The 16,538-nt window shown below is 44.7% G+C and carries 15 protein-coding genes; 4 read left to right on the top strand and 11 right to left on the bottom strand.

Going from position 1 to position 16,538, the window contains the following annotated elements; translation table 11 throughout:
* The first annotated feature begins 152 nt into the window (after nucleotides 1-152).
* Nucleotides 153-1,712, top strand: coding sequence for an AMP-binding protein (locus OCU60_RS18350; protein WP_074375193.1), 1,560 nt, complete (start codon nucleotides 153-155; stop codon nucleotides 1,710-1,712).
* 452 nt (nucleotides 1,713-2,164) lie between these two features.
* On the opposite strand, the gene OCU60_RS18345 is transcribed toward OCU60_RS18350, so the two are convergent.
* The 10 genes from OCU60_RS18345 to OCU60_RS18300 all read right to left on the bottom strand — a co-directional run bounded on the left by OCU60_RS18345 (nucleotide 2,165) and on the right by OCU60_RS18300 (nucleotide 10,918).
* A complete protein-coding gene (locus OCU60_RS18345) occupies nucleotides 2,165-2,770 on the bottom strand; it encodes a hypothetical protein (RefSeq protein ID WP_074375192.1) in 606 nt (201 codons plus the stop codon).
* A 251-nt stretch (nucleotides 2,771-3,021) separates the two neighbouring features.
* Nucleotides 3,022-3,834, bottom strand: coding sequence for an SDR family oxidoreductase (locus OCU60_RS18340; RefSeq protein ID WP_074375191.1), 813 nt, complete (start codon nucleotides 3,832-3,834; stop codon nucleotides 3,022-3,024).
* Between the two features lie 54 nt (nucleotides 3,835-3,888).
* Nucleotides 3,889-5,262, bottom strand: coding sequence for a sensor histidine kinase (locus OCU60_RS18335; protein WP_083602797.1), 1,374 nt, complete (start codon nucleotides 5,260-5,262; stop codon nucleotides 3,889-3,891).
* Nucleotides 5,263-5,299: 37 nt separating this feature from the next.
* Nucleotides 5,300-5,959 (bottom strand): response regulator, encoded by a 660-nt coding sequence (locus tag OCU60_RS18330; RefSeq protein ID WP_074375189.1) that lies wholly within the window; start codon nucleotides 5,957-5,959, stop codon nucleotides 5,300-5,302.
* Nucleotides 5,956-6,603: a tetratricopeptide repeat protein gene (locus OCU60_RS18325; protein WP_074375188.1), complete on the bottom strand. Its 648-nt coding sequence runs from the start codon at nucleotides 6,601-6,603 to the stop codon at nucleotides 5,956-5,958. Before OCU60_RS18325 ends, OCU60_RS18330 begins: the two co-directional genes overlap by 4 nt.
* Nucleotides 6,604-6,637: 34 nt before the next feature.
* A complete protein-coding gene (locus tag OCU60_RS18320; protein ID WP_074375187.1) occupies nucleotides 6,638-7,300 on the bottom strand; it encodes a TenA family transcriptional regulator in 663 nt (220 codons plus the stop codon).
* 28 nt (nucleotides 7,301-7,328) lie between these two features.
* On the bottom strand, nucleotides 7,329-8,840 hold the full coding sequence (locus tag OCU60_RS18315; protein WP_074375186.1) for an AMP-binding protein: 1,512 nt from the start codon (nucleotides 8,838-8,840) through the stop codon (nucleotides 7,329-7,331).
* A gap of 10 nt (nucleotides 8,841-8,850) precedes the next feature.
* On the bottom strand, nucleotides 8,851-9,456 hold the full coding sequence (locus OCU60_RS18310; protein ID WP_074375269.1) for a thermostable hemolysin: 606 nt from the start codon (nucleotides 9,454-9,456) through the stop codon (nucleotides 8,851-8,853).
* 175 nt (nucleotides 9,457-9,631) lie between these two features.
* Nucleotides 9,632-10,213, bottom strand: a complete 582-nt coding sequence (locus OCU60_RS18305) for a class I SAM-dependent DNA methyltransferase (RefSeq protein ID WP_074375185.1) — start codon at nucleotides 10,211-10,213, stop codon at nucleotides 9,632-9,634.
* 180 nt (nucleotides 10,214-10,393) lie between these two features.
* A complete protein-coding gene (locus OCU60_RS18300; RefSeq protein ID WP_074375184.1) occupies nucleotides 10,394-10,918 on the bottom strand; it encodes a DUF3299 domain-containing protein in 525 nt (174 codons plus the stop codon).
* A 194-nt stretch (nucleotides 10,919-11,112) separates the two neighbouring features.
* On the opposite strand from OCU60_RS18300, the gene OCU60_RS18295 reads away from it, so the two are divergent.
* On the top strand, nucleotides 11,113-12,594 hold the full coding sequence (locus OCU60_RS18295) for an alkaline phosphatase (protein WP_074375183.1): 1,482 nt from the start codon (nucleotides 11,113-11,115) through the stop codon (nucleotides 12,592-12,594).
* A 410-nt stretch (nucleotides 12,595-13,004) separates the two neighbouring features.
* A complete protein-coding gene (locus OCU60_RS18290; protein WP_074375182.1) occupies nucleotides 13,005-14,159 on the top strand; it encodes a hypothetical protein in 1,155 nt (384 codons plus the stop codon).
* Between the two features lie 345 nt (nucleotides 14,160-14,504).
* On the opposite strand, the gene OCU60_RS18285 is transcribed toward OCU60_RS18290, so the two are convergent.
* Nucleotides 14,505-15,470 (bottom strand): DMT family transporter, encoded by a 966-nt coding sequence (locus OCU60_RS18285; RefSeq protein WP_205410555.1) that lies wholly within the window; start codon nucleotides 15,468-15,470, stop codon nucleotides 14,505-14,507.
* 108 nt (nucleotides 15,471-15,578) lie between these two features.
* On the opposite strand from OCU60_RS18285, the gene OCU60_RS18280 reads away from it, so the two are divergent.
* Complete coding sequence (locus tag OCU60_RS18280) at nucleotides 15,579-16,526, top strand: LysR family transcriptional regulator (RefSeq protein ID WP_074375180.1); 948 nt, start codon at nucleotides 15,579-15,581, stop codon at nucleotides 16,524-16,526.
* The last annotated feature ends 12 nt before the right edge of the window (nucleotides 16,527-16,538 follow it).

Here is a 16,538-nt window from a genome sequence, read left to right as displayed (position 1 = left end):
CACCAAATCTTACAAGACTTTAGATATGTATCTTCAGATGATGTCTCTGGGTATGAATGTACTCATCAGAATGATTCCGTTGATCTAGCAATAAGTATGGTAAGTACCGCCAATTAACTTATCTGTTCTGTATACGACAACGAGATATAACTATGGCAAATGATGCTCAATTATGGACACCGAGTCCTGAATCGATTCGTTCATCAAACCTTTACCAATTTATTGAGCACATCAACATGCAAGGTGAAGCGCTTGAAGGTTTTGAGCAACTGCATCAGTGGTCGGTGACTCACAGTAAACAATTCTGGCTGGAAGTATGGCAATACTGTGATGTCATCGGATTCCGGGGAGATTGCGTCTTCGGCGAATCCGTTACCAAATGGGAGAAGTTCATCGCGGCCCGAGATACGATCTGGTTTCCTCAGGCACAGCTCAATTATGCTGAAAATTTACTCTCCTATGCATTTCAGGAGCCTGATGCCATTGCACTCTGGTTTAAAAATGAAAACGGTCAGACAAAAACGCAGACTTGGCAACAACTGTGCGATCAAGTTTCACTCGTCCAGCAATGGCTGACTCAAAACGGTGTCGAGCGAGGGGATGTCGTGGTTGGCTATCTCCCCCATATCCCTGAAACCATTGTGGCTCTGCTGGCAGTCACCAGTCTGGGCGCAATCTGGTCTTCTCTCTCTCCGGAAGATACTGATATCCAAACCACTATGGCGTGTTTTCAACCACTGCACCCCAAAGTATTATTCTGTAGCAATGGGTATAACCGAGCCGGTGCGACCATCAACACAGAAGAGAATAATCGAAAGCTGGTTGATCATCTGACAAGTTTGCTCAATACATGTCAGATCGAATACCTGCAAACCCCGCAGTTTTCATCTAACTATGTCGATACATTTTCAGACTGGCAGGCAATTCTGGCCAGTTATCTATCCAGAGGAATCAACTATGAACGGGTCGGCTTTAATGATCCGCTCTTCATTCATCACCATCAGCAACCTTCAGGCAAGAACGAGCGAGTCGTCCATCGTGTCGGGGGCATCATTCTCAATCATTTAAAAGAGCACCAACTCCATTGTAATATTCAGCCAGGCACTCGCCTGCTCAGCCATTGCTCATGCAGTAGCACGGCCTTGATCTGGCATACGTCAGCACTGGCCAGTGGAGCAACCCTCGTATTTTACGACGGTGCCCCCTTCTTCCCCAATATGCATGCACTATGGTCGCTGGCAGAAGAATCACAAAGTAACATCATCCATATGTCTTCTGCCTATCTGGATCATCTACGGGAACAAGTGTTTTCTCCGGGGCACGTCTATGCCATGGAGTCTTTACAGGCACTAATCGTCAGCGGTGCTATCAACTATCCGCCCCCATTCGAATACATCTATTCCTATATTCAACCCGACATATGTGTGATTCCTGCATCTCAAGAAGAAGATATTGCCGGTTCTTTCTTGATCGGCCACCCAATGGCTGATGTGGACAGGGATTATGTGGACACAGGAGCTTATGTGGACAGGCAGTACAGCACGACACCCGCATTAGGATGTCATGTCCTGATTGAGGAACAAAATCTAAGATGCACGAACAGTTTTCCTAATCAACCGCTCGGTTTTTGGCATGATTCAGGTGAGGATTATTATCGAGCCTACTGGCATCAGAAGGAGGGCATGTGGTCACAACCAGAACACAGCAAATAATCCACTATATTCCTTTGCGCTAGAATGAATAAGGGCCTGTCTCAGACAGGCCCTTATTCATACTTTATTATATTTTTTTTCGTTTCAGCCAGCGTTGTTAGTCACCGCGCTTGTTACTGATACTTGCAACTGACGTTATCAGCTTTAATCTTTCTCAAGCAGTTGAGCTATTAAACGTGACTTCTTACAAAAAATATGTGACTTGCGTCAAAAAAATCCCACCAAACAAAAAACAGTTGTGACATTGTGTGCAATTCACACCAATTCATTAATTTAAGAATTTATTGTATTTTTTCATCATTTTCCTGAATAAATAAGACCAATGAAATGATGGATTCTGGCTGGCTGGCGACGAATCGACTGAGCGCCAATGGTCAAAACGTCAGATCAACATACTCAAACAACGCAAAGTTCCACTTCCGGTTATCCAAGATGATTTTAATTTTTACTGATTAGCCGATGAAAATAAAAGCAGCACCCGCAGAGTAAAATACAATCGGGTATAGCCAACTCGGGGGACGCTCTCGTAGTTGCTTGAGTACCACCGTAAGAATCACGCCCATAATCATGTACAAGGGCACAACTTGGATCGAAGTGAAGTGTCTCATGTCCTCAGGTAAATAATAGAAGTAGAAGGTCTGATAAAACAGTAAGAAAAAGCCATTGGCAAGAATCTCCAGTATCGGCCCATCGAGACCGGATACCAGACCCATGAGCCAATAGGGGCGTAAGTGCAGGTTTTTGCGGGTCAGCACATGATGAAAGCAGTATTGGTAAAAGCCATATACTGGCCAAATGATGAAATTCAGTGCTGAGGTGTAACCATCGTGAATGGGCCAGACATGATACTGCCAGAGTGGTTTGCCCATGACGAGATAATACAGCTTACCAAGACCAACCTCACAAACAATAGCCACAAGAAACGCAACGGCCATGAATAGGAGCAGTTGGTAAATATCAATACGAACCCACTGTTTGACGAGCAATGAGCTGAGCAGGTAAAAAATGGCCACGCCAATCAAAGAGCCAGACACGCCTTGTTGTATCAATTCGCCCATCCGCGTTGGACTCCTTGTTTATCAATAAAAGGGGGCTGCGCCTGAGGTATTCCCACAAACTAGGTATACATAATAATGAGTTACTGTAAAAATGGAACGTTTATCACCCTTGGTGAGCAATTATTTCGCAAAAAAATACCACAGAGTGCGATGAACGTGACCGCGATATGGAACAAAATTTTACCGATGGTCAGCCCCAACATTCAAAACTCGTCTTCAATGTCTGTCTGTTTGTATTTGTATTTTTGCCATCATTTTTCAGGATGAATAAGACCAATGAAATGATGGATTTTCGCTTGCTGGCGGCGAATTGACTGAGCGACAATGGCGGGGAAAATCTGGTTCACCCGGACAAACAGTTTCTCCGGCCAACCAATCCAACGAGATGTTGTTTCATGTTTTAAGGACTCGATGACCTGTTTTGCAACGACCTGTGGCGAGTCACTGCGGTTTCCGAGTTCCTGATTCATCTGTTTTACCAGCGATGAATTTAAATCAGTATCCGTTGCCCGGGGCGCGACATACAGTACCCGAATCCCAGAGCCATCCAATTCGCGATCCAGCGCTTCACTAAACCGGTACATTCCCGCTTTGGCGCCACAGTAAACGGTATAGCCCGGATAACCGATGCTCCCGAATGCCGAACCGATATTCAAAATAATGCCCGGGCGGTTCAACCAATTCAGCGCCATTTTGCTGACTAACATCGGTGCTAACAGATTCACATTCAGTTCCTGCTGTACAGACGCAATGGTGCGACTGGCAAGAAAGTTAAATTCATTCACCCCCGCGTTATTAATCACGATGTCGATTCCCTCACCAGACTGATTGAACTGATTGCCGGTATGATTGAGTCGTTCCAGATCCGCTTCGCAGGTGAGATCGGCAGAAAACACCACATGTTTTTCCGGCTCAGCCAGAGTGGCTCTGACTGCTTCTAACTTCTCGTGATGTCGTCCGACTAAAAACAGATGCGCACCCGCAGATGCCAGCTCCGTCGCCATCGCCTGACCAATACCGCCTGAAGCTCCGGTTAACAAAATACGTTTACGCTTCAAATCCATACCCCATGTTCCTTTTATGATTCTGTCTCTTGTGACTGCTTTTGACCAAGAAGGCTAAAGCTCATGCTGATTTTTCATGAATGACACCAAAAATGTATTTGCCTGATTCTCTCGGGGCAGCAGTTCAACCGTTCCATAATGCAGCTTGACGATATCTCTTGTAATCGCAAGCCCCAATCCTGCGCCATCACCTCTTTCCCGATTTGAGCGATAAAAACTTTCAAACAATTTTTCACGCGCTTCAGCAGTAAGATCTTCGCCGGTGTCGGTGACATAAACCTGCACCCTATCCGGCAAATCTTTCAGCGTCACCGTAATCTGTTGCCCCTCACCAGCATAGCGAATGGCATTATCAATCAGATTACTCAGTAGAATTCCCAATAACGATTCATCTCCGGGGATCAGGCAGTCATCACCGCTCAGTGATATCTCCTGTTTATTTCGCAACGCCAACGGTGCCAGTTCTCCCATGACATATTGAACTAAGCGTTTCAAATCGATCTCAGCCCGTTCCATACTGTGGATGTTTTCAACCCGGGCTAAAGTGAGCAACTGTTGAATCAGACGATCTGAACGTTCAATGCCTCGCAAAATATTGTGTAAGTCGGTATGCAAATCCTCTTCACGCTCACTGTTTAAGGCGTTTTCAGCATTCAGTCGCAATACAGCTAATGGTGTTTTTAACTCGTGAGCCGCCATCCCGGTAAAACGTTTTTCTCGTTTCCACGCACTATCCAGTTCAGCAAGTAATCGATTTAAAGTTGTCACTAACGATGACAACTCGGTCGTATCAAGCCCGACCGTCACGGAATCGAGCTTGCTCACACTCCGTCGGGAAATGGCCTGTTGTAATTCGGTAATCGGAGCAAAATGGCGATCAATCAAAAAGTACAATACCAGCGCTAAGCATGGGATCAGCACCAACTGTGGGACCACCGTGGAAAATGCAAGTTCGGTAATCATCTCATTCCGGACCGCTTGCTGCTCCGCAACAATAATGTACTCGGAATGCTGCGAATTATATCGCTTCAAGGGAAGTTGAAAATACCGCCACTGCTTGCCGGCGACATCAACATAGCCAAACCCGGAATAAGTCGGATCATGCACGATCACATGATTACGCAGGTGCGATCCCCAGACGACTTTGCCATCCCGATACAACTGAATCAGTAATTTTTGTTCATAGGGATGCCCATAAGCGGTTGCTTTATCATCACTATGCGCATCCCGGATATTTTGCATCCAGCTGTCTAGCTGTCTGACATTTTCAGAGTTCACTTTTAGCGTACCGGAATCCGGCAGACTTAATAAAAAGAGCTTGGCCGTCTGTCCCAACCGCGCATCATAGACTTCCAGAATCTCATGGTGTGATGAGCTATAGCTGAAAAACAGAGAAACAAGAATAAACACCGAAGAGAGCGCAATCATCGACAACGTAATACGCTTTTTTATAGAATATATTTTTTTAATACTTTTCAATGATATATCCTACACCACGAATGTTTTTTATCACATTGCCCGGGACTTTTTTGCGCAAATTATGGATGTGCACTTCAATCGCATTATCACTGCTGCCTTCATCCCAACCGTGTAACGACTGCTGAAGTTGCTCTTTACTCATGACCCGTCCAGCCTGATTCATCAGCGATGCCAGCAGCTTAAATTCATTGTTGGTCAGCTTCAGTGCCTGTCCTTGGTACAATACAACCTGTCTGTCCAGAGACAACACTAAATCACCGACTTCCACCTGACTATCAGTTGCACCGGAGAGTCGCCGAATCATCACGCGTAAACGGGCCAGTAATTCTTCTAATGCAAATGGCTTCACCAGATAATCATCAGCGCCGCCATCTAATCCTTTCACGCGATCTTGAATTTCATCACGCGCGGTTAAAATCATAATCGGTAGTGAATATCCCGCACGCCGCACCGCTTTCAGAACCTCAAATCCACCAATATCAGGCAGCATGAGATCAAGAATAATCGCCGTAAACTGCTCTGTTTTCAGAGCAGTCACAACACCGGAACCCCGTTCAAGCCAGTCAACGGTGTAACCATGACGATGCAATGCCGTCACCATCGACTCTCCTAATAACACATCATCTTCGACGAGCAATAGTCTCATTGAGCACCTAACTCTTTTAAACGTCGCTGAACTTCGGCCATCCGTCCCTGATCAGCGAGCGGTCTCGTTTCTCTTGCCGGTGCCACCGCCGCACGTTTCAGATATTTAATCGCTTCAGCTTTACGCCCATCTTCCGCCAGAAAATCAGCATAAAAATAGTTGGGATCAATCCCATTCGGATTATATTTCAAAGCCTTTTTGAGCATCTCTTCAGCCTTGTCATCATCGCCAAACCCAACGGGCCATCCCGGCACTTTATAGTACAGCGTTCCTAATGTGACATATGCTGACCCGTCTAATGTCTCTGGTGCTGTTTTTACTACGTCTTCCAGCAAGGCTCTCGCTTGTTTTGCCAAAGAGAGGCCACCTAATCCACCATCTGCGCCCGCCAGTGAACTCTTACTAATTGCCAGCCAGATTTTTAAATCATTGCGATCCGGGGCATGTTGAAGCGAGCTGTCACTCAATTTAACCAGATTCTCCAGACAGTAAACTTGCTGATCCTCATCCTTTGATTGATACTGGCACTCGGCCCACTTTTTCTGAATCGTGACCAGTGGGTCAGCACCACTTGCCCATACGGATGATGACCCGATCAAAAGGCAGCATGCTGTCATTATCCGCTTTCTTATACTCGCTCTCATAACCTGTTGCTCCTTGACGACAATTGATTGCCGTTTATTGGGTTAGCGTCTGTAGCATTTGTCCGTACAGCTGAAATACCATATTGGCAGAACGGATAATCACTTGCTGCTCATCCGGGTCGGTGATCTGACCCATCAGGCGGGCAAAAAACTGAATATGCTCCTGATCAAGTTCACTATGAGAAGTCAGATAAGTCAATGCATCATCTTGCAAATTGAGCGTTTGCTTAACCTGTTGAGCAACCTGCCCACCGATACCAACACTTGTCCCTTCCAAGACCCAAACCATACCGAATAAAGCCAGCGGATGGCCTCGGTCAATCTGGTGATATAAATAAGCGACCATCAATTCAATCGCTGAACAAACCGCACCATCATTCAGATTGTGACGCACATCATCGGCAGAACCACCGCAAGCGTCAATATCATTCAAAATCCACTCATGGTGACCGATTTCCTCTTCAATATATTCGGCAATCGCAGTCCGCAACCATTCTTTCTCTTCGCCGAGGCGAGCCCCACATGCCATGAGCAATGGCACCGTATGTTTCACATGATGGTATGCCTGGGTCAGAAATGCCTGATACTGAGCCAGATTAATGTTGCCCTGATGACATGCAGCGATAATCGGTGCAGACAACATCGTCTCACGGGCAGGCTGGGTTGCTTGTTGTAACTGATTAAAAAAATCACTCATCTGTTCTACTCCACAATCAATGTTAAAATTAAATATCAATTCGCTTTATCATATTCTGAAAAGACGCAATATTGCCGCACCACAAGTCCACCTGTTCTTCAACCAGATGTCGTTTAGGGCGCCCATTTGCTGTCAGCAATGCTCGGTATTCTTGCGGTGACAAAACCAATATCACCTGACAAATATGCGCATAATCAGGCAACTGACAATTCAACGCGGCAATCGCAGTCGTCACTTTTTCCACATCCTGAGACAGAACAACCCCCATGAGCCGGTCCTTTGCTTCACCGACAACAATCAAACTTCGCAGAGCATCCCATTGCTGGCTTTCTGATTCAATCCATTCAGGAGAAATATTGCGGCCAAATCCAGTAATAATCTGATTTTTCTTTCTCCCCTGAACCGATAAAAAGCCGCGCTCATCAACATGCCCCAGATCTCCGGTCGCGACCCATTCTGAAGCCAAAGGCTGATTGATATATCCAAGTGCAACAGCGCCTCTGACGAGAATCTCACCATCATCCGTGATCCGCACTTCAGCATGGGGCAAAATTTTTCCTGCGGTTCCGGGGCGATTGGCATCCGGCGTATTCAGACTGACCACCGAGCCACATTCAGATAATCCGTATCCCTCATACACCGGCAATCCTAAGCGATGGGCTTCAACCAATGTTTGTGGGGTGACTCTGGCACCACCGACAGCGATAAACTGAAGCGACCCGGCGAGTTGGGGAACATGGCGAGTCACAGCGATCAACGCGTGTAACAACGCCGGTGTCAGTACCAGCGAATGAGGCTGGTATTTCATTAATGCGCCTGCAAATTGCTCCGGAGAAAACTGGCTAGAGCCCTGAAGCCCGACAGATGCACCATTCAACACCACCGATGTTAAACCAAGCACTAAGGGGACATACACGCCCGTGATATTTTCCAGCAAAGTGGACAGTGGCAACATCACCAGATGTTTTTCTAAGCCACTCTGTTTGGCCATCGCCTGCGCCAGACTCGATGTCACCTGATCGAGACTCTGCTGACTCAAACACACCCCCTTGGGTTGCCCGGTTGAACCCGAGGTAAACGTAATTTTGACGGTTCCCGGAAGAATTCCCCCGTGAACACAATGAGAATGTTCAGACTCATTGTTGAATTCAGCGCGCCGCCCAATGGCGCACTCTTGCAGTTCACCGCAAGGCTCAAATCCCTGCAAAGGCTGATCATAGATAAGCGTGTCTGTCCCCGTTTGAGAAAGAACGTGTTCAATCTGAGCAGGGCTAAAAAATTTAGGCAGCGGCACACAAGGAATTTGTGCATACATTGCGGCTAAATCCGCAATCAGCCAGGACAAACTGTTCTCTGCATAAATGGCGATGCAACGTGACTGTAATTCGCTGAACACATCAGCATAGTGAAGAACCTGTTCAGACAGTTGTTGAAACGTCAGTGTCTCAGGTTCACCAAGTGCATTCTGGCCGATAAATGCAATGGCATCCGGACGCTGACTCGCATGAGAAAATAATGCAGATAATATACTTTCACTCATTGATAATGCCTCATTCTGTACAGATACCTTTAGTCAACCAATAACGCTTCAAATGAGCCAGACTTTGTTGCAGATCGCCAGCGACAATTCGGGGACGAAGCTGATAGTAACGTCCCCACTGAGCGGCATGATCGACTCTTCGAGCATCCGCTTGAGCAATCACGACTGGGTTCAGTCCTAAGCGCTTCATTAGGGCGTAAAGCGGATCCGTAACCGTACAGATACACCACTGATATCCCATCTCAACCAAGCGTTGGGCAATCAGATAAAAATGAAATGGTGATAACCCTTTGGAAAACGAAGCAAGTTGCCCGAACTCAATCAGCGTCGTACGCTCGATGGTCTGTGCAAAAGCCTCAGAAACTGCCTTTTCAGCAGCCAAGTCCAAATATTGCTCCAGAAATAACGGTGCTTCAGAGGCGGCTCGATAACCACAAATTGACTGAATGTCCTCTCCCTGTAACAACGCTAAAAACAGTGGCATGAATTGCTCGATATTGGCATCAAATGCATATGAATATCTTTCGGCTATATACCGTTCAACCTGATGACGCATAGGGTGCGTCTCACTAATTATCTCTAATGTCATTGAAGCATTACGCAGAGCTGCTTGCATCATTCAACCCTCTTGAAGACCTGAAATCAGAATAAGGTAGGAAACTTAAGAAAAGCTTAAGGGAGAAAACTGAAGCAAAAGAAAGCATAAAAAAACAGCGCCTCAATGAAATGGCGCTGTTTTCTAAAACGAGAATTGAAATGACAATTGAAACGTGTCGAGTTGTAACAATAAATTATTTAACCGCAATCCCCATCATGACAGACATGGCGCCTTGCGCTGTTTTAATCTTAAACACCTGAGCGACGTTCACATGAGTAAAACCAGCCTGAATTAACTCATCCTGCATTTCAACCATCCCTAAGCCCGATGTGCGGTCTTCATCATCAATGATCCAGTCCCAGTGAATAAATGTACTCCCCTGATTGAGCAGCGAGTAAATAATCTCTAAAGATTCCGCCAAATGAGGTAAAAATTCACACACAGAGACGGCAACCACCAAATCAAACTGTTTACGAAAAGCTGGATGCTGAGCAACGAGCCCTCTCGTCAAAGCGTCAACAACAGGCTCAACATTTGTCAGTTCTTTTCTATCGAGCTCTTCGATCATGGACTCTGATGAATCCAATGCAATAATCGAGCGAGCTTGTGGCGACATCAACTCACTTAACAAGCCAGTTCCACACCCGAAATCCAGAATGTGTTTGCCTTCCAAATGAATATTCTTCGTTAATTCAGCAAATACTTTTTCTGTCAGCTCTCTATTGACCTGATCAGATTCCCAAGCCGTAGCGAGTTCATCCCAATCCTTCGCCATCGTGACCTCCATCCAACTCCGATTCAGGGCTTAGGATAACCAAAACAACCTTCGCTTCATAGCGTTACCTATTCATCAACATACAGATTTGTCACCTACGTCCCAACTCGCTATCGTCAAAATAGAAAATTGGTCATTAGACCAGCAGATTGCCCGCTTAATTCTGGTCCTCTTCGTTCTTCATCCACGATTGTCTGACTCATAATCGTCAAGATCTTGCCCATACAACACGTAGCCCGTTTCTCCCAAATCCAGATTCATTGTTTCTGTTTTGAGCTGACCGACAACATAAACAATATCCCATAATTGCCGGATCGGCGCCCCATGCTCAAATTTGACATAAATGATCTGATTCGGCGGCGGCGGCGGCACATGAATACATGCGCCGAGAAATGGGACCAGCAGAAACTCCGTCACTGTTTTATCGTCGCCCTCCAGCGGAATAACAAATCCGGGGATTTTCACTATTTTTCCATCCAGATCGTGGCGAACACCACCAATTTTCAACTGTGGCGGGGTATCATTGTCATGGTCAATGGGGGTCGCGCGAACGGGGGGATCGGGATGTCGTTCCCCCTTGGGAATTAAGTCTTCCCATGATAACGTCACGACTGATTGTTGCTGAGTCTGCGCACTGACACTATCAGACAGTAAGCCTAACCCAATCAAGAAAAATAAAAACCAAACCGCATTTCTTTCAATCATAAATTCATCCAAAACTTTATTTTAAGGACTGATTTCTCTTGCCTTCAATATACTGAATCAACCGATAAAAAATATAGCCACACAAAAGTTTAATGATTTATTCACAAATGATTCATGTTTTTCAGTGTTAATAGAAGACGAATCTCAATGTGGTATCAGTGGATATTATAAAAAAGAAAACACGGAGAATTTTTGTGAAAAATAACCATCTATTATTAGCCAGTGGACTGATGGCGTCACTTGTCGGTTGTACATCAACCGGTGAAATGTCTCAAATGAATACACCGCAAAAAAACGATGCTTGGTTTGTTCAGGCTCAGCAACAAATTGCCAAAGCAAAAGCGAATAAGCCCATCGCGAAACCGGCTAAAAATGTCATCCTATTCGTTGGTGACGGCATGAGTGTCGGTACAATCACCGCTGCTCGAATTTATGAGGGACAGCGTCGCGGTATGCAAGGCGAAGAGTATCAGCTTGCAATGGAACAGTTGCCTTATGTCGCGCTTTCTAAAACTTACAATACGGATGCCCAAACGCCTGATTCAGCAGGTACAGCAAGTGCAATGGTCACCGGTGTTAAAACCAAACAAGGTATTATCAGCGTTGATGACAACGTTCAAAGAGGCTTTTGTAATACCCAAATCGGCCACGAAGCCAAAACAGCTTGGGAAATGGCGGCGGAGAAAGGACTGTCCGTTGGTGTGGTTTCAACGGCACGCATTACGCACGCAACACCAGCAACCACTTACGCTCATTCAGCCGATCGTAACTGGGAAAATGACTCGAAACTCCCAAATATTGCTAAAAACCAAGGTTGTATTGATATCGCGCAGCAGTTGATCAATTTCAACGGTGGTCAAGGTATGGATGTTGTCTTCGGTGGCGGACGTCGTGAGTTCTTACCGTCCACAACCGTTGGTCCAGAGGGTAAGAAAGGCAAACGCAAAGACGGTCGTAACCTGATTTCGGAATGGCAGGCAAAACACCCAGATGCCAAGTACGTCGATGACAAAACAGGGTTTGACACACTGAATGGTCATACCAAACAAGCCTTTGGCCTGTTTGAAAGTAGCCATATGAAGTACGAAGCTGACCGTAGAGACGGTGAGCCATCCGTTGCAGAAATGACCTCAAAAGCGATTGATATCCTGTCCCAAAATAAAGAGGGTTATCTGCTCATGGTTGAGGCCGGACGCATCGATCACGCCCACCATGCTGGCAATGCAGCCCGAGCACTGATTGATACCGTTGCTTATGATGATGCAATCAAAGCCGCATTAGACAAAACCAACCCTGAAGATACGCTTATCATTGTGACTGCAGACCATGCACATACTTTGATTTCAAATGGTTATGCTGATCGTGGCAACCCGATTCTCGGTCTGTCAAAGAGAAATGGTCAGTACAACGTCGATGATTACGGTAAACGTTATACAACGCTGTCATACGGCAATGGCCCGGGTGCTGTCAAAGGTGCGCGTTCGAATCCCACAGAAAAAGAAGTCTTGGGTCTAGACTACAGACAGCAATCGCTGGTGAGACTGTCCTCTGAGACCCACTCAGGTGAAGATGTTGCTATTTTTGCCCGCGGCCCTGAAGCTTATCTTTTTCAGGGTGCTGTAGAACAAAACTATATCTTCCACGTGATGAATGAAGCTTTGGGTTTAACCAAGTAACCGGATTCCAAGTAACCGGATGGTGATTGTCATATCATATCCGTATGGATGATGTTTCAATAAAAGCGAAAGCGATAAGTACACCGAAAACCATGCTGAGAGAGTCAATATCTTTCAGTGTGGTTTTTTATTGAGGTGACTTATTCCAAGTCGCTCAACCCAACGCCTGTCAGCAAGGTAAGCGTTATACTGTTCAGCCTATTTGTCGAAGACCTATCACACCTAGCATTTAGTAAAAAATCCCCCCAATTAAATAGGGTAATCTCTTTACATTATATCAAAAAAGATATAACAATTAGTCGAATAGCTGCTTTCAAGTTTTCATAAAGCAACAAGATAAAACCCTATTTGAATAAAAGCTAAACACAATAGACATCGTATTAAATTATCGATTTGACAGGAGTAATCAAATGCAAACGCAAGACGTCGAACTTTTTAATTTTAATTTCGGAGAGTCTGTCCATAATGATGAGCCAGAAAATGGCACCTATAAAATGTCAGAATATATCGGCTTTATGAAATCGGTAGAAGCAGACAATTCATCTTTAGAAACTGACACAAACCTGATGTTAACCAAATTTCGAAAAATATATTATAATTCATTTGGTTGGAATAAACTTCTCATCCCTGAAACAGCAAACATCACGCCTTTCCCTGCCAGTGATTACACGCAAAAAATGCAACATAGCCATGAGACTGTGCTGTCAAATAACGATCTATACGATGTCGCACATATCTTTGCCATTTTAGATGCTAACAACCATAACGGCCCACTCACACCAGTACCAGAAAGCATTATTGAAAACCCAAAGATCTGGGATAAGATAAAAGATATTGTCCCTGTTGTTGAAGACCGATTGATGGCATCAGGATGGCTTGGTGATTTATCAGAAATCACAGGGGAATTTTTACTACAACATAAAATAACGGATCACCTTCTCCCAAAAGCCAAACAACATGAGAAAAAGCAAAACATCATTGATCAATTTGGTGCTTATTATAAAAATTTAGCCAATGTCGATGGGATGATCATGGCGGGTCATGCCAGCAGTAATAAATATAATGAACAAGAAGTCTCTGAAATATTTGAAAATTTTTACGGTAATGGCATTCAACCTGGAGAGCGAGAGCAATTAAAATCGTCCATTTATTTACGTTTTGGTGAATCGATTGGACTAGATGGATGGGATGGCAGCACATTCAAAAACAGTGAAGATTGGCTAAAAAAACAAACCAAGAACCTACAAACCTGTACCGCTTTCTATTTTATAAAAATGAAAGGGTTGAGTTTAGACATTCCTGCCATCACTCAAGAAAAATTAAAATCCGACCTGACAACGTTTGTGGAAAATTTAAAAGAAAACGATATCAGACAGGATTTCGCTCTCTATGGTTTAAATATACTAAAAGATGAAAGTAAGCCTTTAGAACAAGATTTAAAAACGTTAATTACTTGCTTTTTAATCTGGAATGGCTGGTACAAAAATATTTTATCAATCGATTTGGTACTCACCTCTTATCTAAATGGACTCTCTCTGGCTATTATTAAAACACAAACAAAGTAACCTAATCATTTTTATCAATATTAATGGGTTTTATAAAGATATATAGTTTTTAGTAAAGCCCATTTCGCAAGATGAAATAATAAAAAAGTTTGCAAACAATCATTATTCTCACTGTCTCAATACAGCCACCAGATGTTTAACGAAAGTGTCAGTCTTAAGAACCAAAAAAACCATGCCGGATATAAAATCTACAGCATGGTTTTATTTTATGTGGGTACACACTCTTGTTTTATAAGGATACACGCTTTATTTCATGCGGATACGCACTTTATTCCATGCGGATACGCACTTCAAAACAGCGAACTTAAACAGCCTAAAGCATCTGTCCCCGTAGCAGCACGATTCTTAAGCCGTCGATGGCTCCACCTCACTGCTCACCCGTTTACGACGCTTAACATTCACAAGCTGAACGCTAATCGCAGCAAAAACGACCAGACCCATCCCACATAGACTCAACCAATCAGCTTGCGCTGGCTCGATCACGTCTGTCCACCATCCCATGGCGACACATAATTCTGTCAGTAAAAAGGCCATGACAGGAGTCACAGCGATCACAGAACTCACTTGTACCGTCTTCCAATATGCCAGCGATTTGGCAAACGCCCCATAAGCCACAACAGTATTCAGGCAACAAAACAGTGCAATTAACCACTCTTCCAATGACATTTTCAGCAAATCTGCTGGGGATGTCAGAGGCAACATGACCACCATCGCCATGAGATAAATCCCCAATAATATATTGGATGAATCAAGGTGTTTAAAGAGAGACTTTTGGACCAGCGCATAAAGGCTCCATGCCAGCGCAGACACGAAAATAATGCTCAAACCAGTCAGCAAAATGGCGGTTTCAGTCTCACGGCCACTTCGCAAAACCGGATGGAAAAAGATCAACAGCCCCGCAAACAACAAAGCGAAACATCCCCATTGCTGCCATGAAATATATTCTTTAAAGAAAACCGCGCCTCCAACCGCCAAAAACAACGGCGCCATTTGCATACTTAATTGAGATGAGCCCGGAGTCAGATAAGCCAGACTCCATGCATAGCAGGTGTAATTAATCATTAATAACACCCCGGCCAGCCCCAAACGCAGCCATTCTGAACGTTTTAATTGCCGATATTGAACTAAACGATTATTCCGTTTTTGCCATAACCAAACGATGACACCAGCCACTGTAAAACGCAGCCATGTGAGTGTTACCGGATCAGCAAAATCATTCGATAATTTTAATGCTATCGCAATCATTCCCCACGCAATCATGGTTGTACAACTCAATAACAGCCCATATATAAAGTTACGTGATATGTTCACCACTATCCCCTTGCGAAAAAAATCTCCTTCCCTATATCATGCGGTTCTCTTCCCAAACAATCCAATGCATAATGTTTCTAACAATTATGCGAAAAGTGGGATAAACAGATGTTATCGTCAGAATTACAGCATGTAGATATGAAATCATTAATGGGATTACTCTATCTACTGGAAGAACGAAACGTCAGTAAAGCAGCCAATCGCCTATTTTTAAGTCAGTCTGCGATGAGCCGCCTGTTACAACGTTTGCGTGACGCATTTGACGACCCGTTGTTCATTAGAACGTCAAAAGGCATGGTTCCGACAGCAAAAGCCGCAGCGCTAGAGTTTCCAATTCGCCAGATGATCGAACAAATGGCCGGTCTCAACTCCATCCGGACTTTTTCTCCGGACCAAAGTGAGCGCTCATTTCGCTTGCAGACAACCCACTATCAGGCCCAAGCTTATGTACCTTATATCGCTTCTCGGTTTTACCAAAGTGCCCCACATGCCTCGCTCGAAACCAGTACAATTACCGAAACCAGCCTGATCCACTCGACAGAACATCATGTTGATGTGGTGCTCGTCAGTAATTACATTCAGGTTCCCAACTCATTTGAACGATGCTTGCTTGGCCGAGAGAAATTCGGCTGCATTATGTCGAGAAATCACCCGTTAGCGAGTAAAACTAATATTACGTTAGATGACTATATAGCGCATTATCATATTCTGGTCAGCATGGGCGGGACATCCAGAAACTTCATCAATGATGCGCTTAAAGAACAGGTCAAAGAACGACGATTCTCTTTCCGAACCCCTTATTTTCTTGCGGCATTGGCAACCGTAGGACAGACCGATCTGCTACTCAGTTCTAGCCGTTTACTGGCCGAGCGCTTCCAAGATCAATTTGGTCTGACGATTCGGGATCTCCCCTTCTCCTTTCCGGATCCGGAATATTATCTTTGCTGGCCCAAAGCACTGACAGATGACCCCGGTAGTCAGTGGTTTCGCTCACTTTGTCGAGAAGTGATACACGATATGATTCCCTATCCAGAGAAAAATGTTAGCGCTGAATAGATTGACAGTTAT

It is taken from the genome of Vibrio spartinae (assembly GCF_024347135.1).
Lineage (GTDB): Bacteria > Pseudomonadota > Gammaproteobacteria > Enterobacterales > Vibrionaceae > Vibrio > Vibrio spartinae.
The sequence above is the reverse complement of the archived record's forward strand: the minus strand, read 5'-3'. Positions and strand labels throughout refer to the sequence as shown.

What these genes read in the sequence shown, in the direction of transcription:
- OCU60_RS18350 (WP_074375193.1), top strand. Translation starts at nt 153, where the DNA reads ATGGCAAATGATGCTCAATTATGGACACCGAGTCCTGAATCGATTCGT.
- OCU60_RS18345 (WP_074375192.1), bottom strand. Translation starts at nt 2,770, where the DNA reads ATGGGCGAATTGATACAACAAGGCGTGTCTGGCTCTTTGATTGGCGTG.
- OCU60_RS18340 (WP_074375191.1), bottom strand. Translation starts at nt 3,834, where the DNA reads ATGGATTTGAAGCGTAAACGTATTTTGTTAACCGGAGCTTCAGGCGGT.
- OCU60_RS18335 (WP_083602797.1), bottom strand. Translation starts at nt 5,262, where the DNA reads ATGATTGCGCTCTCTTCGGTGTTTATTCTTGTTTCTCTGTTTTTCAGC.
- OCU60_RS18330 (WP_074375189.1), bottom strand. Translation starts at nt 5,959, where the DNA reads ATGAGACTATTGCTCGTCGAAGATGATGTGTTATTAGGAGAGTCGATG.
- OCU60_RS18325 (WP_074375188.1), bottom strand. Translation starts at nt 6,603, where the DNA reads ATGAGAGCGAGTATAAGAAAGCGGATAATGACAGCATGCTGCCTTTTG.
- OCU60_RS18320 (WP_074375187.1), bottom strand. Translation starts at nt 7,300, where the DNA reads ATGAGTGATTTTTTTAATCAGTTACAACAAGCAACCCAGCCTGCCCGT.
- OCU60_RS18315 (WP_074375186.1), bottom strand. Translation starts at nt 8,840, where the DNA reads ATGAGTGAAAGTATATTATCTGCATTATTTTCTCATGCGAGTCAGCGT.
- OCU60_RS18310 (WP_074375269.1), bottom strand. Translation starts at nt 9,456, where the DNA reads ATGCAAGCAGCTCTGCGTAATGCTTCAATGACATTAGAGATAATTAGT.
- OCU60_RS18305 (WP_074375185.1), bottom strand. Translation starts at nt 10,213, where the DNA reads ATGGCGAAGGATTGGGATGAACTCGCTACGGCTTGGGAATCTGATCAG.
- OCU60_RS18300 (WP_074375184.1), bottom strand. Translation starts at nt 10,918, where the DNA reads ATGATTGAAAGAAATGCGGTTTGGTTTTTATTTTTCTTGATTGGGTTA.
- OCU60_RS18290 (WP_074375182.1), top strand. Translation starts at nt 13,005, where the DNA reads ATGCAAACGCAAGACGTCGAACTTTTTAATTTTAATTTCGGAGAGTCT.
- OCU60_RS18280 (WP_074375180.1), top strand. Translation starts at nt 15,579, where the DNA reads ATGTTATCGTCAGAATTACAGCATGTAGATATGAAATCATTAATGGGA.